The sequence below is a fragment of the Rhizobium herbae genome (genome assembly GCF_019511375.1).
Lineage (GTDB): Bacteria > Pseudomonadota > Alphaproteobacteria > Rhizobiales > Rhizobiaceae > Pararhizobium > Pararhizobium herbae_A.
Map to the genome: position 1 here is coordinate 302,271 of NZ_JAEUAO010000004.1, position 23,046 is coordinate 325,316.

General features: G+C 61.2%; 30 protein-coding genes, 1 other RNA gene and 1 pseudogene. 19 read left to right on the plus strand and 13 right to left on the minus strand.

What is annotated here, in order from left to right; all coding sequences use genetic code 11:
* Window positions 1-22 precede the first annotated feature (22 nt).
* Window positions 23-439 carry a GFA family protein gene (locus tag JNB71_RS18190; protein ID WP_220373215.1) on the plus strand — a complete coding sequence of 139 codons (417 nt, stop codon included), beginning with the start codon at window positions 23-25 and terminating at the stop codon, window positions 437-439.
* 146 nt (window positions 440-585) lie between these two features.
* Here the strand turns inward: JNB71_RS18190 and JNB71_RS18195 are convergent, their stop codons facing one another.
* From JNB71_RS18195 to JNB71_RS18205, 3 genes are all read right to left on the minus strand, one after another.
* Window positions 586-1,104 carry a DUF1465 family protein gene (locus JNB71_RS18195; RefSeq protein ID WP_018327877.1) on the minus strand — a complete coding sequence of 173 codons (519 nt, stop codon included), beginning with the start codon at window positions 1,102-1,104 and terminating at the stop codon, window positions 586-588.
* 384 nt (window positions 1,105-1,488) lie between these two features.
* A complete protein-coding gene (locus tag JNB71_RS18200; RefSeq protein WP_220373216.1) occupies window positions 1,489-1,680 on the minus strand; it encodes a DUF1192 domain-containing protein in 192 nt (63 codons plus the stop codon).
* Window positions 1,677-2,954 carry an MFS transporter gene (locus JNB71_RS18205; RefSeq protein WP_220373217.1) on the minus strand — a complete coding sequence of 426 codons (1,278 nt, stop codon included), beginning with the start codon at window positions 2,952-2,954 and terminating at the stop codon, window positions 1,677-1,679. The genes JNB71_RS18200 and JNB71_RS18205 overlap by 4 nt, the downstream gene beginning before the upstream one ends.
* Before the next feature lie 171 nt (window positions 2,955-3,125).
* Between JNB71_RS18205 and JNB71_RS18210 the strand changes: the two genes are divergently transcribed.
* Window positions 3,126-3,281, plus strand: a complete 156-nt coding sequence (locus tag JNB71_RS18210; RefSeq protein WP_018327874.1) for a hypothetical protein — start codon at window positions 3,126-3,128, stop codon at window positions 3,279-3,281.
* On the opposite strand, the pseudogene JNB71_RS24750 reads toward JNB71_RS18210, so the two are convergent.
* The 6 genes and pseudogenes from JNB71_RS24750 to tkt form a co-directional block, all read right to left on the minus strand.
* A pseudogene (locus JNB71_RS24750) lies at window positions 3,278-3,493 on the minus strand (PhzF family phenazine biosynthesis protein); the annotation flags it as partial. The gene JNB71_RS18210 and the pseudogene JNB71_RS24750 sit on opposite strands and share 4 nt — an antisense overlap.
* A 119-nt stretch (window positions 3,494-3,612) precedes the next feature.
* Window positions 3,613-4,638, minus strand: a complete 1,026-nt coding sequence (locus JNB71_RS18220; RefSeq protein ID WP_220373218.1) for a class I fructose-bisphosphate aldolase — start codon at window positions 4,636-4,638, stop codon at window positions 3,613-3,615.
* A gap of 221 nt (window positions 4,639-4,859) precedes the next feature.
* Window positions 4,860-6,059 carry a phosphoglycerate kinase gene (locus JNB71_RS18225; RefSeq protein ID WP_220373219.1) on the minus strand — a complete coding sequence of 400 codons (1,200 nt, stop codon included), beginning with the start codon at window positions 6,057-6,059 and terminating at the stop codon, window positions 4,860-4,862.
* Between the two features lie 13 nt (window positions 6,060-6,072).
* A complete protein-coding gene (locus JNB71_RS18230; RefSeq protein ID WP_220373220.1) occupies window positions 6,073-6,639 on the minus strand; it encodes a putative glycolipid-binding domain-containing protein in 567 nt (188 codons plus the stop codon).
* Window positions 6,640-6,643: 4 nt separating this feature from the next.
* Window positions 6,644-7,654, minus strand: a complete 1,011-nt coding sequence (gap, locus tag JNB71_RS18235; protein WP_220373221.1) for a type I glyceraldehyde-3-phosphate dehydrogenase — start codon at window positions 7,652-7,654, stop codon at window positions 6,644-6,646.
* Window positions 7,655-7,727: 73 nt separating this feature from the next.
* Entirely contained in the window at window positions 7,728-9,710 is a 1,983-nt protein-coding gene (gene tkt / locus JNB71_RS18240; RefSeq protein ID WP_220373222.1) for a transketolase, read from the minus strand.
* A 340-nt stretch (window positions 9,711-10,050) separates the two neighbouring features.
* Here tkt and JNB71_RS18245 point away from each other — a divergent pair, with 340 nt between their 5' ends.
* From JNB71_RS18245 to ssrS, 3 genes are all read left to right on the plus strand, one after another.
* Window positions 10,051-10,323: a DUF4164 domain-containing protein gene (locus JNB71_RS18245; protein WP_220373223.1), complete on the plus strand. Its 273-nt coding sequence runs from the start codon at window positions 10,051-10,053 to the stop codon at window positions 10,321-10,323.
* Window positions 10,324-10,354: 31 nt separating this feature from the next.
* Complete coding sequence (locus tag JNB71_RS18250; protein WP_220373224.1) at window positions 10,355-10,729, plus strand: cell division protein ZapA; 375 nt, start codon at window positions 10,355-10,357, stop codon at window positions 10,727-10,729.
* Between the two features lie 60 nt (window positions 10,730-10,789).
* Window positions 10,790-10,949, plus strand: a non-coding RNA gene (gene ssrS / locus JNB71_RS18255) — 6S RNA.
* A 15-nt stretch (window positions 10,950-10,964) separates the two neighbouring features.
* Here ssrS and JNB71_RS18260 read toward each other — a convergent pair.
* Window positions 10,965-11,846, minus strand: coding sequence for a LysR family transcriptional regulator (locus tag JNB71_RS18260; RefSeq protein ID WP_220373225.1), 882 nt, complete (start codon window positions 11,844-11,846; stop codon window positions 10,965-10,967).
* Between the two features lie 106 nt (window positions 11,847-11,952).
* Between JNB71_RS18260 and JNB71_RS18265 the strand changes: the two genes are divergently transcribed.
* A complete protein-coding gene (locus JNB71_RS18265) occupies window positions 11,953-12,177 on the plus strand; it encodes a hypothetical protein (protein WP_220373226.1) in 225 nt (74 codons plus the stop codon).
* On the opposite strand, the gene JNB71_RS18270 is transcribed toward JNB71_RS18265, so the two are convergent.
* Window positions 12,172-12,384 carry a transcriptional regulator gene (locus tag JNB71_RS18270; RefSeq protein WP_220373227.1) on the minus strand — a complete coding sequence of 71 codons (213 nt, stop codon included), beginning with the start codon at window positions 12,382-12,384 and terminating at the stop codon, window positions 12,172-12,174. The two genes, JNB71_RS18265 and JNB71_RS18270, sit on opposite strands and share 6 nt — an antisense overlap.
* A gap of 269 nt (window positions 12,385-12,653) precedes the next feature.
* On the opposite strand from JNB71_RS18270, the gene JNB71_RS18275 reads away from it, so the two are divergent.
* From JNB71_RS18275 to JNB71_RS18295, 5 genes are all read left to right on the plus strand, one after another.
* A complete protein-coding gene (locus JNB71_RS18275; RefSeq protein WP_220373228.1) occupies window positions 12,654-13,265 on the plus strand; it encodes a 5-formyltetrahydrofolate cyclo-ligase in 612 nt (203 codons plus the stop codon).
* Complete coding sequence (locus JNB71_RS18280; RefSeq protein WP_220373229.1) at window positions 13,243-14,067, plus strand: TIGR00282 family metallophosphoesterase; 825 nt, start codon at window positions 13,243-13,245, stop codon at window positions 14,065-14,067. The genes JNB71_RS18275 and JNB71_RS18280 overlap by 23 nt, the downstream gene beginning before the upstream one ends.
* Window positions 14,068-14,188: 121 nt before the next feature.
* A complete protein-coding gene (locus JNB71_RS18285; protein WP_220373230.1) occupies window positions 14,189-15,028 on the plus strand; it encodes an MBL fold metallo-hydrolase in 840 nt (279 codons plus the stop codon).
* Between the two features lie 31 nt (window positions 15,029-15,059).
* On the plus strand, window positions 15,060-15,536 hold the full coding sequence (locus tag JNB71_RS18290) for a hypothetical protein (protein ID WP_220373231.1): 477 nt from the start codon (window positions 15,060-15,062) through the stop codon (window positions 15,534-15,536).
* Window positions 15,537-15,624: 88 nt separating this feature from the next.
* Entirely contained in the window at window positions 15,625-16,371 is a 747-nt protein-coding gene (locus JNB71_RS18295; RefSeq protein ID WP_220373232.1) for a YebC/PmpR family DNA-binding transcriptional regulator, read from the plus strand.
* A gap of 43 nt (window positions 16,372-16,414) precedes the next feature.
* On the opposite strand, the gene JNB71_RS18300 is transcribed toward JNB71_RS18295, so the two are convergent.
* On the minus strand, window positions 16,415-17,416 hold the full coding sequence (locus JNB71_RS18300; RefSeq protein ID WP_220373233.1) for an LLM class flavin-dependent oxidoreductase: 1,002 nt from the start codon (window positions 17,414-17,416) through the stop codon (window positions 16,415-16,417).
* A gap of 170 nt (window positions 17,417-17,586) precedes the next feature.
* Between JNB71_RS18300 and ruvC the strand changes: the two genes are divergently transcribed.
* From ruvC to JNB71_RS18340, 8 genes are all read left to right on the plus strand, one after another.
* Window positions 17,587-18,099, plus strand: a complete 513-nt coding sequence (gene ruvC, locus JNB71_RS18305; RefSeq protein ID WP_220373234.1) for a crossover junction endodeoxyribonuclease RuvC — start codon at window positions 17,587-17,589, stop codon at window positions 18,097-18,099.
* A gap of 55 nt (window positions 18,100-18,154) precedes the next feature.
* Window positions 18,155-18,421 carry an AbrB/MazE/SpoVT family DNA-binding domain-containing protein gene (locus JNB71_RS18310; RefSeq protein WP_220373235.1) on the plus strand — a complete coding sequence of 89 codons (267 nt, stop codon included), beginning with the start codon at window positions 18,155-18,157 and terminating at the stop codon, window positions 18,419-18,421.
* The gene (locus JNB71_RS18315) at window positions 18,399-18,818 is read left to right on the plus strand and encodes a type II toxin-antitoxin system VapC family toxin (RefSeq protein ID WP_220373236.1); all 420 of its coding nucleotides are present in this window, start codon (window positions 18,399-18,401) and stop codon (window positions 18,816-18,818) included. Before JNB71_RS18310 ends, JNB71_RS18315 begins: the two co-directional genes overlap by 23 nt.
* A gap of 13 nt (window positions 18,819-18,831) precedes the next feature.
* On the plus strand, window positions 18,832-19,449 hold the full coding sequence (ruvA, locus tag JNB71_RS18320) for a Holliday junction branch migration protein RuvA (protein ID WP_220373237.1): 618 nt from the start codon (window positions 18,832-18,834) through the stop codon (window positions 19,447-19,449).
* Window positions 19,450-19,512: 63 nt separating this feature from the next.
* Window positions 19,513-19,791, plus strand: coding sequence for an AbrB/MazE/SpoVT family DNA-binding domain-containing protein (locus JNB71_RS18325; RefSeq protein WP_220373238.1), 279 nt, complete (start codon window positions 19,513-19,515; stop codon window positions 19,789-19,791).
* Window positions 19,791-20,195 (plus strand): PIN domain-containing protein, encoded by a 405-nt coding sequence (locus JNB71_RS18330; RefSeq protein ID WP_220373239.1) that lies wholly within the window; start codon window positions 19,791-19,793, stop codon window positions 20,193-20,195. The genes JNB71_RS18325 and JNB71_RS18330 overlap by 1 nt, the downstream gene beginning before the upstream one ends.
* Entirely contained in the window at window positions 20,192-21,232 is a 1,041-nt protein-coding gene (ruvB, locus tag JNB71_RS18335) for a Holliday junction branch migration DNA helicase RuvB (RefSeq protein ID WP_112846852.1), read from the plus strand. The genes JNB71_RS18330 and ruvB overlap by 4 nt, the downstream gene beginning before the upstream one ends.
* The gene (locus tag JNB71_RS18340; RefSeq protein WP_220373240.1) at window positions 21,233-22,135 is read left to right on the plus strand and encodes a metallophosphoesterase; all 903 of its coding nucleotides are present in this window, start codon (window positions 21,233-21,235) and stop codon (window positions 22,133-22,135) included.
* An 11-nt stretch (window positions 22,136-22,146) separates the two neighbouring features.
* Here the strand turns inward: JNB71_RS18340 and JNB71_RS18345 are convergent, their stop codons facing one another.
* Window positions 22,147-23,034 carry an NAD-dependent epimerase/dehydratase family protein gene (locus JNB71_RS18345; protein WP_220373241.1) on the minus strand — a complete coding sequence of 296 codons (888 nt, stop codon included), beginning with the start codon at window positions 23,032-23,034 and terminating at the stop codon, window positions 22,147-22,149.
* Between the last annotated feature and the right edge of the window lie 12 nt (window positions 23,035-23,046).

Genomic DNA, 23,046 nt, shown 5'->3' on the forward strand with positions numbered 1-23,046 from the left:
GCTTTGCTACAGGAGAAACGATATGAGCAAGGTCTATACGGGCGGATGCGCCTGCGGCGCCATCCGCTACGAAATTTCTGCCGAACCGCTGGTGATGAACGACTGCCAGTGCCGAGACTGCCAGCACAGGAGCGGCACCGGGCACGGGTCCTACCTGACCTTTACGGACAAGCCGAACGTGAAACTTAAAGGCGAAGCACGGCATTGGGCCGTCGCCGGCGACAGCGGCAATATCAAGACGCATTCGTTCTGCCCAATCTGCGGATCACCGGTCTATTTGACGTTCGCGGCCATGCCGGACCTGTTTACGGTGCACGCCGCAAGCCTCGACGACCCAAGCCGGTACGCGCCGCAGATGGTGACGTATGGGATGCGCGGTTACGCATGGGACCACATCGATCCGGCCCTGCCGAAATTCGACAGGATGCCGCCGGCATGACAACCCTGACCCGGTCTCGCCTCGAGCTATGTGAACCGACAGGCTTCGTCGCCTGTTCGTTGCCACTGTGCCGCTTGCATCCCCAAAAACACAAGACCCGGCACCATGGCCGGGTCTTGAGCATTCGGGTGGCCTGTCCGACCCGATCAGTTGGTTCCAAAAGCCGTCTGCAGCAAAGTGAGCTGGGCCTTGACGCCGTTTTGGTTGTCGGGCGTGAAGTTCTGGGCTTCCTGCGGACGGTAGATTTCGCGGTCGAGCAGGGCGACGCGGTTCTGCAGACGCAGCGAGCGGTCGATCAGATCGCGGAAACCTTCCGGCAGGTCGTTCCAGCCGGGTGCCGTGCGATCGACGTTGAAGCTGTCGAGGCGGACCTTGTTCTTCTCCGAAAGAACCTGCTCGCGGTTCATTTCGCCATTGTTGACGGCACGCTGCAGGAGCAGCCAGGATGCCATCTGCATCAGACGGGTCGTGAGGCGCATCGATTCCGCGGCATAGAGCACCGAGGCCATGCGCGGCAGAACCTTGGAGGCGGCACGACCGGGGCCATCGAGATAGCTTGCGGTCTCTTCAACCAGACCCATGCCTTCGGCATAGAGAGCCTTGAACTGCGCCGAAGACGCAGCGTGTCCCGCGAAGCTCACCGTATTCAATCCCCGTTCGGACATGGTCTGATTTCCCTGGTTAAACGCATCAACTCGGACAGGCAACGAACGGGTTAACAGAAAGTTTCGGGCCGTTCGCTCAATTAGTTGGAACATGATCCCATAGCGCATTTCGCGCAAGCGCATTCTTAATAAAGGGTTAATCTCCACAATTCTTTGGCGATTGGGAAAAAAAGACAAAAAAAGAGCCGCAAAAGCGGCTCTCAAGGTAAAACAGGGAGAAAAATCAGACCATTCGCCAAACGGGAAATTGCCTGAGTCCAGAGCGATCTGGATGCCTCAGTAATACCTTATAAGGCTTAATGAAGCGTTATGGCTGCCGGCCGGGCGCGATGTAATCTCTTGTTTTTTTAAAGTTGGCTTACAGTTGTGTCTGCACGTGCAGCATCACGACCGAAAGAATTTCTCGGCTTCCGACTTGCTTGCCGACTTGTTTGCTCTTTCCGCTTCCAGACGCGCGATTTCCTGTTTCAGCATGTCGATACGCAAGGAAAGCTCGTCGGCCGACAGAAGCGAGAGGTCGCAGCCGATTTCGTGGACCGGCTGTTTCTTGGGGCGGTCGTCGTCAAACAGGCTCATGCGATCCTCCGTTCAGGCTCGTCGTCGCTTCTTTCCTCGAAAGGGGCTGCCCGCGGCGACAGTTGCAGGCTTTCCGGCGTCGTCAGGGTGCCGGGGTTGATGGTCGAGTAGGAGTCGCGTTCCGATGCCGGCACTGCGGCGCGCATGCGGCTGCGGAAGATCGCGTAAGCCGTGATCAGCACATGGGCGCAGGCGGTGATCATGAACAGGCCGTAAGGGCCGGTGACGGTCATGATCGGACCGCCGATGGTCGGGCCGATGATCGTGCCGATGCCGTAGAGCAGGAGCAGGCCGCCGGAAATCTTGACGAAATCCTCCGGCGTGGCGAAGTCGTTGGCATGCGAGACGGCGATGGGATAGAGCGCATTGGCGGTCGCGCCGTAGACGGAGACCAGCGCGATCAGCAGGATGACGCCGGTCGGCTCGATCAGGAAGATCAATGCGCCGGCAGTCGCGGCGACGGCAGCAAGCGCAGACAGGACGTAGCGCCGGTCGATCATGTCGGAGAGGCGCCCGGCGGGAAACTGCATCAGCGCGCCCGCGAAGATCGTCGTACTCATCATCAGCGCCACGTCGCTGTCGGTCAGTCCCACCTGACGGCCGAAGACCGCGCCGAGCGTCCCGTAGGCGCCATTGGCGATGCCGACGAGCAGGATGCCGAGAAAGGAGATCGGCGAGTTGCGATAGAGAGCGGGCAGGTCGAGCCGGACCTGCTTCAGCGGTTGCGGCGAGGCCGCAGTCGACAGGAGCGTCGGCAGCATGGCCAGGCAATAGACGATCCCAGTGCACATGAAGAACAGCGTCGTCGACGTATCGCCGAACGGGATCATCAACTGGCCGCCGACGACGCCCATCAGGGTGATGGCGATGTAGAGCGAGAAGATCGCGCCCCGGCTCTCATTGGTGGCGCGCTCGTTCAGCCAGCTCTCGATGATCATCGAGGTTCCGGCTGTCGAGAAGCCTGTAAAGGCGCGCAGCACCACCCACCAGATCGGATCGACGAGAATGCCGGTCAAAAGCGCGATGATCGCCAGGATTGAGGCAAAGCAGCTGAAGGCGCGCACATGGCCGGCGCGTTTGACGATGGCTGGCGCCAGCAGGCAGCCGAGCACGAAGCCGCTCGCCCAGGAGGTGCCGAGCAGGCCGAGCAGCGTCGTCGAATAGCCTTCCGTCGTGCCGCGTACCGGCAGCAACAGGCTGTGCAGTCCATTTCCAAGGAAGAGAAACAGCGTGCCGAGCAGAAGAGAGGCGACGGGAAGGAGGTTTTTTCGCATGTGAAATCCGCGGGTTCCGGGTTGCGCCGAAAGGTAGGGCGATGCCAGCACAATTGCCAGCCGGAAATTCTTATTGAGTGAGATTGGAAAAGGCGTTCTAACCCTGTTCGCGCTCAAAAGTGTGACGCCCTGACGTCCAGCCAAGTTCTTTTCCACAACAGAGAAATATGAATGTCGAAAGCGTTAACGGTGCTCCTGCTTCTGGCCATGGTCATCCAGGTTCTGAAGCCGCTCAATCTGCCCGGACTGCGCCAGCGCCGAGACTTCTGGAAGATCGCCGTCTTTGCGATCGCCGTTATGATGCTGACGGTGCTGGTCCGGCCCTAGAGACGGTCGCTGCCGCGCATGACCGCCACCGCATCGCCCGGCAATCCGCACATCGCCAACTAGGCCGCCCGATTGCGCACATGCAATGCAATCAGGCTTCGGCGGCCCATTTCGACGCCCTGCTCGTTGGTAACATGGATGTCGAGGTCGGGATCCGGCTGCAGCGAGACCAGAAGTGTACCCAACACTCCCGAGGCGCTTCCCGTCGCCGGGACAAATGTACCTCGCGTTCGAGCAAAATGCAGCGTCGCGATGATCAAGGGTGGACGCCAAAAAAGAAGACCCGGCCGCAGACGCGAACCGGATCTTCTCCCCTCCCTGGCAACTTAGATCAGGCAGCCTTTTCGAATTCCTTCTTCCAGCCGCCCGTTGCAGCAAGGCTGCACATCTTGGCGCGGTGGGTGAAGGCGCGCTGACCGGCAGCGGCGTTTTCCGGCTTGCCACTCCAGGCCGTCAGCGCCTCGGTCTGCAAGGCGCGACCATAGGAGAAGGTCAGGCCCCACGGCAGGTCGTAACCGGCGTTCATGGCGGAGAGATGGGCCGTTGCTTCCTCGGTGGACTGGCCGCCGGACAGGAAGGCGACGCCCGGAACGGCTGCTGGCACGGTGCGCTTCAGGACCTTCACCGTCCGCTCGGCGACCTCGGCGACTGATGCTTTGCGCGCCTTTTTGCCGTCGATGACCATGCTCGGCTTGAGGATGATGCCTTCCAGGCTGACGCGTGCGTCGCTCAGTTCCTCGAACACGATGCGTAGCGTCTCCTCGGTCACGACTTCCGCGCGGTCGATCGAATGGTCACCCGGCGTGCCATCCATCAGCACTTCCGGCTCGACGATCGGCACGATGCCGGCTTCCTGGCAGAGAGCCGCGTAGCGCGCCAGTGCCTGCGCATTGGCCTTGACCGCGCCGAAGCTCGGCAGGACATCGGATACCGAGATCACGCCGCGCCATTTGGCGAAACGGGCGCCGGCGTCATAATAGTTCTTCAGGCGTCCGGCCAGGCCATCGAGGCCTTCGGTAATCGTCTCGCCGGGGAATTTTGCCATTGGCTTGGCGCCGGTATCGACCTTGATGCCGGGAACGGCGCCTGCGGCGCGAATGATATCGACGAAGGGCGTGCCGTCCGCTGCCTTCTGGAACAGGGTCTCCTCATACAGGATGACGCCGGAAATATAGGTCTTCATAGCCTCGTCGGCGCGAAACAGCATCTCGCGATAGTCGCGGCGCGATGTTTCGGTCGATGCAAGGCCGATTGTGTCGAAGCGCTTGCCGATCGTCGCGGTGGATTCGTCGGCCGCCAACAGGCCCTTGCCGGTCGCCACCATGGCGGCTGCAATGTCTTCAAGTCTTTCGCTCATATGCGTTCTCCTGATTGTCCTACGGGCTCGCCGATAGCAGAAGAATAGGCCAACGAAAATGAAAGTTAAATTGTTTAAAACGATTGAAATAAATTTAATCGTTTGAAATGTAGGGATTATTTTCGTGGTTCCTTTCAAGGTTGGGGCGACGCAACGAGAAACCCCCGGCTGCGGCCGGGGGTTGAAGGAAGGGGACGGTCGGTTGCAGCCGTGACGCTCTGTTACTTCTGCTGGTGAAGGATGTCCACGCCCGGCAGCGGCTTGCCCTCCATCCATTCGAGGAAGGCGCCCCCTGCCGTGGAGACGTAGCTGAGATCGTCGGCCACTTCCGCATGGTTCATTGCCGAGACGGTATCGCCGCCGCCGGCAACGGAGACGAGCGCGCCGCTCTTGGTGCGGGCAGCCGTATGCTTGGCAACAGCGACGGTTGCCTTGTCGAAAGGTGCGATCTCGAAGGCGCCGAGCGGGCCGTTCCAGACGAGCGTTTCGGCCTTGCTCACCCAGTCGCTGACGGCAGCGATCGATTTCGGACCGACGTCGAGCACCATGGCGTCCGCCGGGATTGCTTCGATATCGACCACCTCATTGTCGGCGCCTGCCTTGAATTCGCGGGCAACGACGCCGTCGACCGGCAGCACGATGGCGCAGCCGGCCGATGCGGCTTCCGTCATGATCTGCTTGGCGGTGCCGGCCAGGTCATGCTCGCAGAGCGACTTGCCGACACTGGTGCCGCGGGCGGCGATGAACGTATTGGCCATGCCACCGCCGATAACGAGGGCGTCGACCTTTTTCACGAGATTCATCAAGAGGTCGATCTTTGTCGAGACCTTGGCACCACCGACGATGGCGACGACCGGGCGCTTCGGATTGCCGAGGCCCTTTTCCAGGGCCTCGAGCTCGGCCTGCATGGTGCGACCGGCATAGGCGGGCAGCAGATGGGCGAGGCCCTCCGTCGAGGAATGCGCGCGGTGTGCGGCCGAGAAGGCGTCATTGACATAGATGTCGCCGTTGGCGGCGAGCGCCTTGGTGAACTCCGCGTCGTTCTTTTCCTCGCCTTTGTGGAAACGGGTGTTTTCCATGAGCAGGACATCGCCGTCGTTCATACCGGCAACGGCAGCGGCAGCCTTCTCGCCGATGCAGTCGGCAGCGAAGTGGACGCGCTGGTCGAGGATGTCTTCGACGGCGGGCGCGATCAGCGACAGCGACATGTCGGCCACCGGCTCACCCTTCGGCCGGCCGAAATGGGCAAGCAGGATGACCTTGGCGCCCTTTTCGGAGAGTTCGCGGATCGTCGGCACGACACGCTCGATGCGGGTTGCGTCGGTCACCTGGCCGTCCTTGACCGGAACGTTGAGATCGACGCGCACAAGCACGCGCTTGCCGGCGATGTCGGTGAGGTCGTCGAGGGTCTTGAAAGTCATGATCGGTCTCCGGTCATAGTCTTAAGAAAAGGGTGGGATAATCCGTCACCAGCCCATCCTCGTCGACCGGTAGCTCCGCGGTGAAGGAACGGTCCTCCGCCTCGTAGCGGTAGAGCTGGTCCTGCGCGAGGCAGGTGTAGTTCTGGCCGTCGGGAAAGGGCTCGAACGTGTCGAAGGGCACATAGAGCATGGTGAACTTGACGGTACCGTCCTTAGGCGTCAGGCCAAGGCGGCGGATGGGCAGCGTATTGGTAAACGGCGTGCCGGCCAGGTCGATATCGATGCAGCCGTCGAAGGCGGGAAGGGCGGTGCCGTCCGCGTCGCGCCAGTGGCCCCTTGCGTCGGAAGTGAGCGAAAGCCGCTGGCCTTCGGTCGTGTCGACGGTGAAGGCGAGCACGGTCCACAGAGGGTCACAGTCGATCACATAGCGGACGCCGTAGGGGCGGCCGCCGCGCTCGCCGATCAGTACGCTCGTTGCGCGGATACCCGCGCCGTCGACCGGGCTGATCGTCAGATGTTCGAGCCCTTCCCCTTCCAGCGGACGCCAGCGTGCCGTTGTTGGGGAAAGGGCGCGGAACATGGCGTTAGATCAGCTTGCTCATCGCAACGGCCGTGTCGGCCATCCGGTTGGAGAAGCCCCACTCGTTGTCGTACCAGGAAAGGATTCGCACGAACTTGCCCTCCAGAACCTTGGTCTGGTCGTTGGCGAAGATCGACGAATGGCTGTCATGGTTGAAGTCGCGCGAAACCAGCGGCTCGTCGGTGTAGCCGAGGATACCCTTGAGCGCGCCATCGGCAGCAGCCTTGATCGCACCGTTGATTTCCGCGACCGTCGTGTCGCGCTTGGCGACGAACTTGAAGTCGACGACCGAGACGTTCGGGGTTGGAACGCGGATCGAGGTGCCGTCGAGCTTGCCCTTAAGGTGCGGCAGGACGAGGCCGACGGCCTTGGCCGCACCCGTCGACGTCGGGATCATCGACAGGGCGGCTGCGCGGGCGCGGTACAGGTCCTTGTGCATGGTGTCGAGCGTCGGCTGGTCGCCGGTGTAGGAGTGGATCGTGGTCATGAAGCCATGATCGATGCCGACAGCGTCGTCGAGAGCCTTGACGACCGGAACCAGGCAGTTGGTCGTGCACGAGGCGTTCGAGATGACCAGGTGTTCCTTGGTCAGCTGATCGTGGTTGACACCGAAGACGACGGTCAGGTCAGCACCGTCGGCCGGTGCCGAAACGATGACGCGCTTGGCGCCGGCCTGAAGATGCAGGGCAGCCTTGTCGCGGGCCGTGAAGATGCCGGTGCATTCGAGCGCGATGTCCACGCCCATTGCGCCATGCGGCAGGGTTGCCGGATCCTTGATCGCGGTGACCTTGATCGGCTTGCCGCCGGCAACGCTGATCGTGTCGCCTTCGACCTTCACGTCGGCCGGAAACTTGCCATGGATCGAATCGTAACGCAGCAGGTGCGCATTGGTCTCGACCGGGCCGAGATCGTTGATCGCAACGACCTCGATGTCGGTACGGCCGGATTCGACGATGGCGCGAAGGACGTTGCGGCCGATGCGGCCAAAGCCGTTGATGGCAACTTTTACAGTCATTTCAGGTCTCTCCCTGGCTAAGGTCTCGATTTAGAAAACGCAGCGCGGTGGCCCGCGCTGCGAAGGGTAAAATTCAGGCGAGCTTCTTTTCGGCGGCAGCCACGATCGCGTCCGCGGTGATGCCGAAATGCTTGAACAGATCCTTGGCCGGGCCGGACGCGCCGAAGGAGTGCATGCCGACGAAATCGCCGTCGGTGCCGATGAAGTAATCCCAGCCCTGGCGGACTGCGGCTTCTGCTGCGATCTTGACCGGTGCGGTGCCGATGACGGCCTTGCGGTAGTCCTCCGGCTGTTCCTGGAAGAGTTCGACGCACGGCACGGATACGACCCGGGTGGCGATGCCCTTGCCGTTCAGGTCGGCGGCAGCCTTGACGGCGAGTTCGACTTCCGAGCCGGATGCGAAAATCGACACCCTGGCATTGTCGGCAGCGACGAGTTCGTAGGCACCCCTGGCGCAGAGGTTCTCAGCCTCATATTTCAGGCGGACCGGAGAAAGGTTCTGGCGCGTCAGTGCGAGCCCCGACGGACGATGCTTTTGCTTGAGCGCCAGCTGCCAGCACTCAGCGGTTTCAACCGCGTCGGCCGGGCGGAACATCACGAGGTTCGGGATAGCGCGCAGCGCAGCCATGTGCTCGACCGGCTCGTGCGTCGGGCCGTCTTCGCCGACGCCGATGGAATCATGCGTGAGCACGTGGATGACGCGGATGCCCATCAGGGCGGCGAGGCGGATCGACGGCCGGCAATAATCCGAGAAGATCATGAAGCCACCGGAATAGGGGATAAGGCCGCCGTGCAGCGCGATGCCGTTCATGGCAGCCGCCATGCCGTGCTCGCGGATGCCCCAGTGCATGTAGCGGCCGGAAAAATCGGTCGGCGTGATCGACTGCATCTGGCTGGTCTTGGTGTTGTTCGACGGCGTCAGGTCAGCCGAGCCGCCGAGCGTCTCGGGCAGCGTGCCGTTGACCACTTCGAGCGCATCTTCGGAGGCCTTGCGGGTGGCAACCGTCGGCGGTGCCTCGGCGAGCTTCTTCTTCAGGGCGTCAATCGCCGCATCGAGGTTGCCCGGCAGCTCGCCGGCAAAGCGGCGGGTGAACTCGGACTTCTTGGCCTTCTCGGTCGCGTCGAGGCGGCCCTCCCATTCCTTGCGGGCGCCAACCGAACGCTTGCCGGCTTCGCGCCAGGCCTCGAGAGCGTCGGCCGGGACGGTGAAGGCTTCGGCTTCCCAGTTGAGTGCCTTGCGGGTCGCTGCGATTTCTTCCGCACCGAGCGGCGAGCCGTGGACCTTGTGGGTGCCGGCCTTGTTCGGCGCGCCGAACCCGATAGTGGTCTTGCAGGCGATGAAGGTCGGGCGATCGGATTTCTGGGCGGCCTCGATCGCGGCTGCGATTTCATCCGGGTTGTGGCCATCGACACGGATGGTGTTCCAGTGAACGGCCTGGAAACGGGCGATTTGGTCGGTCGAATCCGACAGCGAGACGGCGCCGTCGATGGTGATGTTGTTGTCGTCCCAGAACAGGATCAGCTTGTTGAGCTTCAGGTGGCCGGCAAGCGCGATCGCCTCGTGGCTGATGCCTTCCATCAGGCAGCCGTCGCCGCAGAGGACATAGGTATAATGGTTCTGCAGGTCGCTGCCGAACTCTTCGGCAAGCTTGCGCTCGGCGATCGCCATGCCGACGGCATTGGCGATGCCCTGGCCGAGCGGACCGGTCGTCGTTTCGATGCCCGACGCATGGCCGTATTCCGGGTGACCGGCAGTCTTCGAGCCGAGCTGGCGGAACTGCTTGAGGTCCTCCATCGTCATGTCTTCGTAGCCTGTCAGGTGGAGCAGCGAATAGAGCAACATGGAGCCGTGGCCGGCCGACAGGACGAAGCGGTCGCGGTCTGCCCAGAGCGGCGCCTTCGGATCGAATTTCAGGTAGCGGGAGAACAGAACCGTTGCTACATCGGCCGCGCCCATCGGCAGGCCTGGATGTCCGGAATTGGCCTTTTCGACGGCATCCATGGAAAGGAAACGGATCGCATTTGCCATCCGGTCATGTTGTTCGCGAGAGATCATTGACTGTTCCGCTTGAGTTCGGTGGACAGGGAACGGTCTCTATCCTCCAAAGACCGTATTAAGAAAGCGGGTGACACATAGCACCTGCTTCGAGGGAGTCAACAAATACGGCCGTTTTGAGTGTCTCGGCAGAGCCTTTTTCGGACGCTCTTCGCTGGGAGGATCAGGAGGCGGAAAGCGATGCAAATCGCCTTGAGGAGGCGTGATCCACAGCTTCTGCGGACCTGCGAAGCCCTTGCCGTTGTGGAGAAGTGCCGAATGGGTCTAAGAATGTAACCAGCTTGAAATACAGAGGCCGGACGGCGATTCGAGGCCGTCTGGTGTGTATCGGGAAAGCGTGATGGCGGCAGGAAAGACAGTCAAGGCAGCGATCGAGGAGTTGCGCAGCGCGGTCAGCAGCCTTGAAAATGCCATTGACGGGCGCTTCGACCAGGAGCGTGATCACAGCGAAATCGAAGGCGAAGTGCGTCGGGTCAACACCGATCGGTCGCGGCTGGCGCAGGAACTCGACCAATCGCAGTTCCGGGCAAACCGTCTTGAGGAAGTCAACCGCGAAGTCTCGCGCCGTCTGGTGACGGCCATGGAAACGATAAGGGCAGTGCTGGACCGCTGAGGCGCGGTCCTTCTGCGGGCAGGTGACTGGAATGGCACAGGTAACGGTGACGATCGATGGCAAGGCCTATCGCATGGCATGCGAAGAAGGCCAGGAAGATCACCTGACGGACCTCGCCAACCGCTTCGACCAGTATGTCGGCCATTTGAAATCCCAGTTCGGCGAGATCGGTGACCTCAGGCTGACCGTCATGGCCGGCATCATGGTCATGGATGAACTCAGCGAAGTGAACCGCAAGCTGAAAAGCCTGCAGACGGAGGCGGACAATCTGAGGCAGGGACGCGATGCGACCGTAGCCGACCAGCAGCGGGCGGAGGAAGCGCTGGCGTCCATGCTTTCAGAAGTCACGTCACAAATCCATGGGATAGCGGCGAAGCTGTCCGGCAAGACTGCTTCCGCCAACTGAATTTTGAGAAGTTGGGCGTTGGCACTGGCGCAAGCCGTTGATGCCCTCTATATTCTACGTCGCGGTCTGCGCTTCCCGACAGGACACCACAATCCCTGGGGCCATACTCGATCCAAAGGGAGCTGTCCCTGACCAGGCTCGTGGGCCTGGACACACGGTGCCCACCTACGTTTGTAGGCACCCAGGATCGTAAACAGTCCATCGGCTGTGTGGATCGCACCTATCTTCCTGATGCTCAAGCCTGTGCAGCCGCCGGAGCACGGAACGCCTCGCGAATGGCGTTGGCCATGCTTTCAACGATCCGGTTGTTTGCGTTTCTCGCCCTTGTCTTCAGCACGACATTCGAAAAGTCGATGACGTCGTAGCCGTCCGCGGCTGTCAGTTCCCGGCACCCGGCCGGGATGCTGCTGCGGGAAAGGGGCGCGATGGCAAGGCCGGATGTCACCGCGGCGATCAGGCCGCTGCTCGTGCGGCTGATAAAGGCGACGCGGCTTTGGATCCCCCGTTTCTTCAGGCCCTTCAGCGCCAGAACGTCACACCACCCGCCCTTCAGATAGGTATAGCTGGCGATCGGCACGGGGTTGCGCTCGTGGATATGATGCGTATCCGACGTCACCCAGACGGTGGGATCGACCATCAGGACCTCGTTCTTCGTCTGGCCGCCGGGCTCGAAAACGACCGCGATATCGATTTCCCCCGCCTCGAGCGCCGCCAGATTGGACATCGAGACGCCTTGCTGCACCGTCACCTCGACGCCAGGGTGAATGGAGGCGAAAGCGCCGAGCGCCTTCGGCAAGGTCGAATTGATGTATTCCTCCGAAATTCCGATCCTGACCGACCCGTCGAGAACAGGTAGCCGGATGGACGCTGCCGTGTCGTCGAGAAGGGAGATGATGCGACGGGCGTTATCCAGAAGTCGCGCGCCGTGTCCCGTAATATTGACGCCGCGCGATCCGCGCTCGAACAGCGGCTCACCAAGAATATCCTCCAGTTTCTTGATCTGCATGCTGACGGCCGATTGCGTCCGGCCGACCGTCTCGCCCGCCTTGGTGAAATTCCCACTTTCGGCCACCGCGACGAAGGTTCTCAGGAGATCGCTATCAAGAGGTGGAGACATCACGTCTTTCCATCAGATTTTCTAATGGCAGGCATCTTCGCAATTCGTTGGATTGATGTCAACGCACGGCCGATACTCAGGGCGAGAACACCTGCGGAGTTCGGACATGAAGCACGATCTGAGGACACGACGATGGCTCGTCTCGATGACAATCGGCGTTTGGCGGGCAATCGAGCAATGGCGGGCCAGACGCCTGATGAAGCAGGCCGTGGCCCAGCTGGGTCGGCGGGCGAACGTCTATCTGCTTGATGACGTGGGAATCGAGCCGGCCGGCGTAGACTGCCGGCGGCGGGGCCAAAACGGCGAAAGGCACCGCTTCTGGATGCTATGAAATCAGCTTCATGCGGACGGCGCGAAAAATCGCTTCGGCGACGTTGCCGGCCTGGAGCTTTTTCGTGGCCGTAGCGAAGGCGTCGTCGATCCGGTCGCGGGCAATATCCGCTTCGCGTGTAATGTCTTCCCGGGTCCGCGCGCGCGCCGCCAGGGACAGGCAGCGCAATTCCAGCGCGTCGAGTTCCGGTCGCAGTTCGTCCTTCATCGCCCCGTCTCCGCCTCGAAACGAACGGTTGCCGCAACGCCGGAAGCGGCTGCCGCGTCGTTTTCTGATGCAAGCGGCAATTCTTCTGGCATTGGCGGCAAGTGCGTGAAGGCAAAACCGCGTGACATAAAGAACGGGGCTTTAACGGTGTTCCGGATCGAGAATGAGACGTCTTTCGTCGCAAAAGGTTGTATAGCCGACGCGGCGTGGTTTCCCTCTTATGGTTCGATGCACTAGAAATGCACATCGGCAGGCAAGAGGGCATGGGCATGACACCAAGGGAACTGAAGGCTGCGCTGCGGAGGGAGCGACTGGCGCTGCGGGATGCGATGCCGCCGGAAGCGCGCATGAAAGCCAGCCTTAGGATGCTGGATCATGCCGGCGACATTATCGAGTTCGAGCCCGGGCAGGTGATTTCCGGCTTTTGGCCGATCCGCTCGGAAGTCGATATCCGGCCGTTGATGGAGCGCCTGCGCGAGCGCGGCGCGCGGTTGTGCCTTCCCGTCATTCTCGACAAGAAGACCATCGTCTTTCGCGAATTCGTGCCGGGTGCTCCGTTTGTCCAGACGGGGTTCGGCACGACCGGGCCGGGCGAGGATGCGGCGGTGGTCGATCCCGATATCATGCTTGTGCCGCTGTCGGCTTTCGACAAGACAGGCCACAGGATCGGCTACGGCGCCGGATACTACGACCGGGCGATCGAACGTTTGCGCCGCAAAGGCCATATGCCGCGACTGATCGGGATTGCATTCGACTGCCAGGAAGTGGCATCAGTGCCGGCAGAGCCGCATGACGTGGCGCTGGACGCCCTGCTGACCGAAAGCGGGCTCAGGATCTTCGGGCTAGGAATAAGCAAATATGAGACTTTTGTTTCTGGGTGACATGGTTGGCAAGACCGGCCGGACGGCGGTCTGGGACCGATTGCCCGGTCTGATCAGCGACCTGAAGCTCGATTTCGTCATCGTCAACGGCGAGAATGCCGCCGGCGGCTTCGGCATCACCGAGGATATCTTTCTCGAAACCATCAATGCCGGCGCCGATGTCGTGACCACCGGCAATCACGTCTGGGACCAGAAGGAGGCCGTCAGCTTCTGCGAACGGCACGACCAGTTCCTGCGCCCGGCCAACTATCCGGCAGGCACGCCCGGCCGCGGCTCCAATCTCTATTTCGCCCGCAACGGCGCGCGCGTGCTCGTCGCCAATGTCATGGGCAGAGTGTTCATGCATCCGGAACTGGACGATCCCTTCAAGGCAGCGGAGGCCATTCTTGACGCGTGCCCGCTGAAGGAACAGGCGGACGCCATCATCTTCGATTTCCATGCGGAGGCGACGAGCGAGAAGCAGTGCTTCGGCCATTTCGTCGACGGACGCGCCAGCTTCGTCGTCGGCACGCATACGCATGTGCCGACCGCCGACCATCAGATCCTCAATGGCGGCACCGCTTACATGTCGGATGCCGGCATGTGCGGCGACTATGACTCGTCGCTCGGCATGGAAAAGGAAGAGCCGCTGAACCGCTTCATCTCGAAGATGCCGAAGGGCCGCTTCGAGGCGGCGTCCGGCCCGGCCACCATCTGTGGCGTCGGCGTGGAGATTTCCGATCGTACCGGCCTTGCGGAAAACATCGCGCCGCTTCGGATCGGACCCAGGCTGGCGGAGACGATACCGGCCTTCTGGGCTTGAAGCCGCCGCATCGCACGGAAGCCAATGACGCGATTGTGAGCGAGCGCACACAATCGCCGCTGGACGTCGCGTTCGTCCTGCCTATCCTCAAGGTCCATGCAAATCCTTGACCGCGGGGTGCATGATGCTGCGATCTCTCCTTCTCCCGTTTGCCGCCATCTCGCTGTTGCACTTTCTCGCGCCGATGCCGGCGCTTGCGCAGGGATCGGCGCGGCCGGTCAGCCAGTGCCAGGCGATTGCCGAGACGCTTCCCGATGTCGCCTTTGCCAGCTTCAAGCCGCAGAGCGCGTTCAATGCGCAGGCTTTGGCGAGCGACGAGGTGAAGATAACCTATATCGGCCATTCGACCTTCCTCATCGAGACGCCCGGCGGCGTGTCGATCGCGACTGATTACAGCGGCTGGTATGTGCCGCCGAAGACGCCGGACGTGGTGACGATGAACAAGGCGCATTCCAGCCACTACACGCTGACGCCCGATCCGGCGATCAAGCATGTCTTGCATGGGTGGGGCGACGATGGCGATCCGGCGGATCACGACGTCGTCATCGGCGACACCTATATCCGCAATGTGACGACCGACATTCGCGCCGGTGGCGGGATGATGGAGCCGGATGGCAATTCCATCTTCATTTTCGAAGTCGCAGGTCTCTGCATCGGCCATCTCGGCCACTTGCATCATGAACTCGACGAGAGCGACTATGCCGAGATCGGCCGCCTGGACGTGCTGATGGTGCCGGTCGATGGCGGTCTGACCATGGGCGCGGAAAGCATGAGCCGGGTGGTGACGCGGTTGCGCTCGGCGCTGATCCTGCCGATGCACCGGCGCGGGCCGCCGGTCACGAATTTCCTGCAGATGTTCGGCGATACTTTCGACAAGAGTTTTGCGGTGGAAGCAAGCATCAGCGTTTCGGTGCGTTCCTTGCCAAGCAAGCCCTTGATTTATATCCTGCAGGGCGTCTGACCCTCGGGGATACATAGTCGGGAACCATGGAATGAGATTCGTCGCCGTCTGTATGCTTGCCCTCCTTTCCATGACTTCCCTTGCCATCGCTGATGGCGCCCCGCCACCGCGCATGCCGACGGCAGAAGGCGACAAGGTCGTCGCCGTGCCGGAAACGAAGTCTTTCGGTCAGCAGCAGGAATTCGTGCTGCCATCGGGCAACATTGGCTGTGTCTATACGCCCGAGGGTGGAACCGAGGTCTACCAGCCAGCCGACGGCGGCCCGGAGCTTTCCTGCGACCGCGTCGCGCCGCGCTACGTTCGGGCCGCGCTGGCGCGAAACGGTGCGGCGACCCTGCTTCATGATGTAGGCGACCAGGGCTGCTGCTCCGCCGGCCCGGTGCTTGATTATGGGCAGACCTGGGCGGCAGGGCCTTTTTCCTGCCGCTCCACCCGCAGGGGCCTTTCCTGCGAGCGTAATGACGGCCACTCCTTCTTTCTCAGTCGCCGCCGGATTGAGGCCAACTGAAAAAAAACCGCCCCTGCTGGACGCACAGCGCCAATGAAACTATAAGGCGCCCAATTCCAAAACATGACAAAGATGCGAAGAGGGCGCCATGGCCGGCCATTCACAGTTCAAAAACATCATGCACCGCAAGGGCCGCCAGGACGCCGTGCGGTCGAAAATGTTCTCCAAGCTCGCGCGCGAAATCACCGTCGCGGTCAAGGGCGGCCTGCCTGACCCGGCCATGAACGCGCGGCTGCGTCTGGCGATCCAGAACGCCAAGGCACAGTCGATGCCGAAGGACAATATCGAGCGCGCCATCAAGAAGGGCTCCGGCGCCGATGGCGAAAACTACGAGGCCGTCCGCTATGAGGGCTATGGCCCGGGTGGTGTTGCCGTCATCGTGGAGGCGCTGACCGACAACCGCAATCGCACCGCCTCCAACGTCCGCTCGACCTTCACCAAGGCCGGCGGTGCGCTCGGCGAAACCGGATCCGTTTCCTTCTCCTTCGACCGGGTCGGCGAAATCTCCTACAAGCTGTCGGCAGGCAGTGCGGATAAGGTCATGGAAGCGGCAATCGAAGCCGGTGCCGAAGACGTGACGACCGACGAGGACGGCCATTACATCACCTGCGGTTTCGAGGATATCGGCGAGGTCTCCAAGGCGCTTGAAGCAACCCTCGGCGAAGCCGACATGGTCAAGGCGATCTGGCGGCCCCAGAATACCGTTCCCGTCGATGAAGAGCGTGCCCAGTCGCTGATGAAGCTGATCGACACGCTGGAAGACGACGACGACGTGCAGAATGTCTATACCAACTTCGAAGTGTCCGACGAAGTCATGGCCAAGCTTTCGGCCTGATCGAGCACTTCGTCGAAAAGCCCGGTTTTTGCCGGGCTTTTTGTTATGCGGCCTTCGCCAGGTCCCGTTGCGCCTCGGCAAACAGGCGTACGGATTTAAGCCGCGCAGGCATGTCGTAGATCGGCATCGAGATGATCAACTCGTCGGCCTGCGTTTCTCCGAGGAAGCGGTCGAGCTTCGTCCTGATCGTTGCCGGACCGCCGACGACCGCATAGGTCATCGCGTGATCGACGAAGATCTTTTCCGTCTCGCTCCACAGCCCGTTCATGGCGACGACAGGCGGAGGAAACTGGCCGCGCGCATTGCGGCGTAGCGCCACGAAGGATTGCTGCATCGAGGTGAAGAGGTGGTTTGCCTCGTCGTCAGTCTCGGCGGCGACACCCATGATGCCGACCATGGCATGCGGATGGTCGAGATATTGTGACGGCTCGAAGCGCTCGCGATAGATCTCCAGCGCCGACATAAGCATATCGGGCGCAAAATGCGAGGCGAAGGCAAAGGGCAGGCCAAGCATGCCGGCAAGATGGGCGCTGAAATGGCTGGAGCCGAGCAGCCAGATCGGCACGTTGCTGTCGGCGCCGGGGATGGCGATCAGGTCCTGCCCCTCTTTGACCGGGCCGAGCAGCGCTTGCAATTCGACCACATCGTTCGGAAAATTGTTAGCGCTGGTTTCCATGTTGCGGCGAAGCGCTGCGGCGGTGCGCATGTCCGTTCCGGGGGCGCGGCCAAGGCCAAGATCGATACGGCCCGGATAAAGCGCTTCGAGTGTTCCGAACTGCTCGGCGATAACCAGCGGCGAATGGTTCGGCAGCATGATTCCGCCGGAGCCGACGCGGATCGTCTTCGTGCCGGCTGCCACGTGGGCAATGACGATCGAGGTTGCGGCACTGGCAATGCCTTTCATGCCGTGATGCTCGGCCACCCAGAAGCGCTTGTAGCCCGCTGCTTCCGCTTCCTGCGCCAGTCGGCGCGAGTTCTGCAGGGCCTGGGACGGGTCGGACCCTTGCGTGATCGGCGAGAGGTCGAGGATGGAAAAGGGGACCATGATTAGCCTTCGATCAACGATTTTGATGGAACCCTATGTAAGATCGAATTTCGTAAATCCAAGCCCGCCGTAGAGGAGGTGCAGGATCACTTCTTGCTCAATCATGCGAATGTTTTTGTTTTGTTCACATTTCGCTGGCAGCGTCCCGGTATCGGGAATAGGATTTCAACATGCAAAATACGATTCGTATCATCGGCATCGATCCCGGGCTTCGCCGCACTGGCTGGGGCATTATCGACACGCTCGGCAACTCCTTGCGCTTCGTCGCTTCAGGTACCGTCATCTCCGATGGCGACCTGGACCTTGCTTCGCGCCTTTGCCAGCTGCATGACGGATTGGCCGACGTGATCCACGGTCATAAACCGGATGAGGCGGCGGTCGAGCAGACCTTCGTCAACAAGGATGCGGTCGCGACACTAAAGCTCGGACAAGCGCGCGGCATCGCCATGCTGGTCCCGGCGCGGGCCGGCTTGCAGGTCTCAGAATATGCGCCGAATGCAGTCAAGAAGGCGGTAATCGGTGTCGGCCACGGCGAGAAGCAGCAGATCCACATGATGCTGAAAATCCTGATGCCGAAGGCCGAATTCAAGGGCAATGATGCGGCCGATGCGCTGGCCATCGCCATCTGCCATGCGCACAATCGCGGTGCGGCACGGATGCGGCTGGCAGCGCTGGCGGGTTGATTTGTTCTTGACTTGTTCCGTATTGGCGGCTAAGTAATACTGCAGAGGTATTACCATGCGCGTTACTGAAAAAGGCCAGGTCACCATCCCGAAGGAAATCAGAGACCGTCTAGGCATCGTGCCGGGATCGGAAGTTGATTTCGTTGCGTCGGGTAACGGCGCATTGCTGGTGCGCGTCGATAATCCCGAAGATCAAAATGTCATACGGGATTTCGACGACTGGGCCGCGCGCGTCAAGGGAACATTTGATACCGGTGGCATGACGACGGACGAGTTTATGCTTTGGCTGAGGGGCGAGCGTGACGATCTCCACTCTCGTTGATACGAATGTCTTTATCGATGTTCTTGGTCCTGAAACGCCTATTCGCCGTTGGTCGCTGGAGGCCTTGCGGCAGTCATTGCGTGATGGAATTTTAATCCTTAGTCCCGTCGTCTGGTCGGAACTTGCCGCATCGCCCATTTCCGAAGGCGAGTTGCTTGCCGCTTTGGGATGGCTGGATGCGAAGCGCGAAAATATACCGTTCGAAGCCGCTTTCCGTGCGGGAAAGGCGCATCGCGCCTATCGTCTCGCGGGTGGTCAGCGGGAAAGAACCTTGCCCGACTTCCTGATCGGCGCCCATGCAGACTGGCGGCGCTATCGTCTTTTGACGCGCGATGGAGCCAGATACAGTTCCTGTTTTCCTTCCGTCGAACTGATCACGCCGGAAAGCCACCCATGAAGGACTTTGCGCCATGATCGGCAAACTCAAGGGAACGATCGACGAGATCGGCGACGACCACGTGGTTCTCGACGTACACGGCGTCGGCTATGTCGCCCATTGCTCGTCGCGGACATTGTCGAAGCTCGGCTCTCCTGGCGAGGCCGCGGTCTTGTTCATCGAAACCTATGTGCGCGAGGACCAGTTGCGGCTGTTCGGCTTCCTGACGGCGCTGGAGCGGGAGTGGTTCCGGCTCTTGCAGAGCGTCCAGGGCGTCGGCTCCAAGGTGGCGCTGGCGGTGCTCTCGGTCCTGACGCCCGGCGAACTGGCGAATGCGATCGCGCTGCAGGACAAGACCTCCGTGTCGCGGGCGCCGGGTGTCGGCCCGAAGGTCGCGGTGCGCATCGTGACCGAACTGAAGAACAAGGCGCCCGCCTTCGCCGGCGAGGCGGCGGCCAATATCGGTCTGAAGCAGGAGCTTGGCGAAGGTGTCGCCGCAGCACCGGTGGCTGATGCGGTGTCGGCGCTCAGCAATCTCGGCTACTCGCGTGATCAGGCGGCAAACGCCGTTGCGGCGGCCTTGAAGAATGGGGGCGAGGGCGCCGACAGCGCCAAGCTGATCCGGCTGGGGTTGAAGGAACTGGCGCGATAGTGCGTTGCTTTTTAGAGATCGCCTTACTATTTTAGAAAAGTAAGAATATCGGCGGGATATGTGATGGGACATCATGCGACGATTACGTCAAAAGGCCAGATGACAGTGCCTAAGGCCGTTCGGGAGGCGCTCAATATTAAGCCCGGCGACAAATGCTATGTTTGGGTTCGCGATGGAGAAATGATCGTTATTCCTCGCAACAAGTGCCTTGCCGATTTGGCTGGCATACTGGGTGAGCCACCTTATGGAACAGGTGCGACGATTGACGACTTGTCTAAGGCGGCCATGGATGGCGCCGCGGATCACGTGATGCGTTCCATTCGGCAGGCAGACCCAGACTGATGGCGCGTATTGGTGTGGACACCAACATTCTGGTTCGCCTGTTTGTGAAGGACGACGCCGAACAATTTGCGACTATTGCGCGCCTAGTTCGAAGCCTTGGGGAGGAAGACGTATTCTTCATCAATATTGTTGTCCTGATCGAAACGCTATGGACGTTGCGCGGACAATACGGCTATCGGAAATCGGAACTGCTTGCTTTGGTCCAAGCACTCCTGGAGCGCGGCGACCTCGAAATCGATCAATATGAAATCGTCGGGAACGCGATTAATCTTTCGAGACTTTTGGGTGCGGACATATCCGACGCGCTGATCGGTGAATTGAACCGGCTCTCCGGTTGCGACCGTACTCTCACTTTCGATGCCAAAGCTGCCAAAACTGTCCCCGGAATGGAACTCCTCGCATGACCGATGCCGCACGTTTGATCACACCGGAAAAGCGGGGCGAGGACCTTGATACGACGCTGCGGCCGCAATCGCTCGACGAGTTTACCGGCCAGGCGGAGGCGCGCGCCAATCTGAAAGTGTTCATCGAAGCGGCGAAGAACCGCGGCGAGGCGCTGGATCACGTGCTGTTCGTCGGCCCGCCCGGCCTCGGCAAGACGACGTTGGCGCAGATCATGGCCAAGGAACTGGGCGTCAATTTCCGTTCGACCTCTGGTCCGGTGATTGCCAAGGCGGGAGACCTTGCGGCGCTCCTCACCAATCTCGAAGACCGCGACGTGCTGTTCATCGACGAGATCCACCGGCTCAACCCGGCTGTGGAGGAAATCCTCTATCCGGCGATGGAAGACTTCCAGCTCGACCTGATCATCGGCGAAGGGCCGGCGGCGCGCTCGGTGAAGATCGACCTGTCGAAATTCACGCTGGTGGCCGCTACCACGCGGCTCGGCCTTCTGACCACGCCGCTGCGTGACCGTTTTGGCATTCCCGTGCGGCTCAGTTTCTATACCGTGGAAGAACTGGAACTGATCGTTCGGCGCGGCGCCCGGCTGATGGGGCTTGGCATTACCGACGATGGCGCCCGCGAGATCGCCCGGCGCTCGCGCGGAACGCCGCGCATTGCCGGCAGGCTCTTGCGCCGGGTGCGTGATTTCGCCGAGGTGGCAAAGGCCGAAGCGGTGACCAAGCAGATCGCGGACGAGGCGCTGACGCGGCTTCTGGTCGACAATATGGGCCTCGACCAGCTGGACAAGCGCTATCTCACCATGATCGCGCTCAATTTCGGCGGCGGTCCCGTTGGCATCGAGACCATTGCCGCCGGGCTCTCCGAGCCGCGCGACGCCATCGAGGACATCATCGAGCCCTACATGATCCAGCAGGGTTTTATCCAGCGCACGCCGCGCGGGCGTGTTTTGACCGCAAATGCATGGAAACATCTTGGATTACAGGTGCCCAAGGATCTGGAAGCCACCCAGTTCCGCCTGTTCCAAGAGGACGATTGAGTGATCACACGGCGCGGCTTTCTGAAATTTCTCGGTGGCGGCGTCGGCGGGATGATGGCGCTCGGCGGCTATGCCTTCGCCTTCGAGCCGCTTGTCCGGTTGAATGTCACGCGCTACAGGCTGACGCCGCCGGGCTGGACGCCGGGGCTGAAGCTGCGGGTGGTTGCCCTGGCCGACATTCACGCCTGCGAGCCTTGGATGTCGGCCAGTCGCATCGCGTCCATTTGTGCTCATGCCAACACGCTCGGCGGTGACGTCACGGTTCTTCTTGGCGACTACGCCACGGGCATGAATCTTGTGACGCGCTACGTGCATTCGGACGAATGGTCGAAGGCGCTTGCAACCTTGAGCGCGCCGCTCGGTGTCCATGCGATCCTCGGCAATCACGACTGGTGGGAAGACAAGGCCGCGCAGCAGATCGGTAGTGGCGACACGTTCGGGCACCGCGCGCTGCGAGATGTCGGCATTCCGGTCTATGGCAACAAGGCGGTCCGCCTGGAAAAAGATGGGCATGGATTCTGGCTTGCCGGCCTTGAGGACCAACTGGCCCTTCTGCCGGGCAAGAAGTGGAACCGCCAATGGATGACCGGGCTCGAGGACCTCGATGGAACACTGGCGCAAGTGACCGATGATGCGCCGGTCATCCTGCTTGCGCATGAGCCCGATATCTTTCCCAAGGTCCCGAAACGCGTTTCGCTGACGCTGTCGGGGCATACGCATGGCGGGCAGGTACGTCTTTTCGGCCGTTCACCGGTCGTGCCGTCGCGTTTCGGCGATCGTTATGCCTACGGCCATGTTGTCGAGAATGATCGAAATATCATTATTTCGGGTGGTCTCGGCTGCTCCATCGCGCCCATCCGCTTCGGCTCGCCGCCGGAAATCGTCGTTATTGATCTCGGATAACCTGGGATCCGTTAAGCCAGCCCTTCGATCGTTCGCCGCAGCAGGTCCCTGCCGCCGGGCTTCCAGCCCAGCGCCTCGATCTTGCAGGTTGCCATCCGGTTATATGCGCTGCCATCCGCTGATCCCGGCAGCGGATGCGGACAGTGGGTCACCCGCTGAAGCATTGAGAGGATTTCATGGTTGTCGGTCAGGATATCCGACAGGTTGAAGGTCTCGCCATTGATTCGCACGGCGTCGGCCTCCAGCATCAACCGCACAGCTTTGGCGACATCCTCGCCATGCACTTCCGTCGCGGCGCGAGGACAGACAGCCTTTCCCGACAGGTAGTTTTCAAAAAGTGTTGCCCATTTGTGTTTTCGGCCCGGCCCCGCGGGACCGTAAATCCCGGTGGCCCGCAGGCTGACGCCGACGAAGCCATGGCCGCAAAGCGCAAGCAGGCTGCGCTCGGCCTGCAGCTTCACCTCGCCATAGAGCGTATCGGGCTTGGCCTGCATTCCTTCGCTCAGCGTAGTGCCGCCGGCTTGCAGACCGTAGGCGGCGCGGCTCGACAGGAAAACACAGCGGCGCACACCGGCATCGCGCGCTGTTTCAAACAGCCTTACGCTGCCGTCCAGATTGGCGCGACGAAATCGATCTGGCTCGCTTCCTTCGCCACCGCGGTATTTTTCGGGCAGGTGATCGAAGGCGGCGTGGACGAAATAGTAGATGTTGTCGAAGGCCTCGATCTGGTCTGCTTCGGGATCGAGGATCAACGGAACGAAGGGAACGTCCTTTGAAAAGAAGCCCGGTTCGGGCGCGGTGCGGCCGCCAACGGTGACCTTGTAGCCGCCCGCCAGCAGGTGCTCGACGATGAAGCGGCCAACATAGCCTGTGCCGCCGGAAACGAGAACGCGGGTCATGAGCTTCCTGAA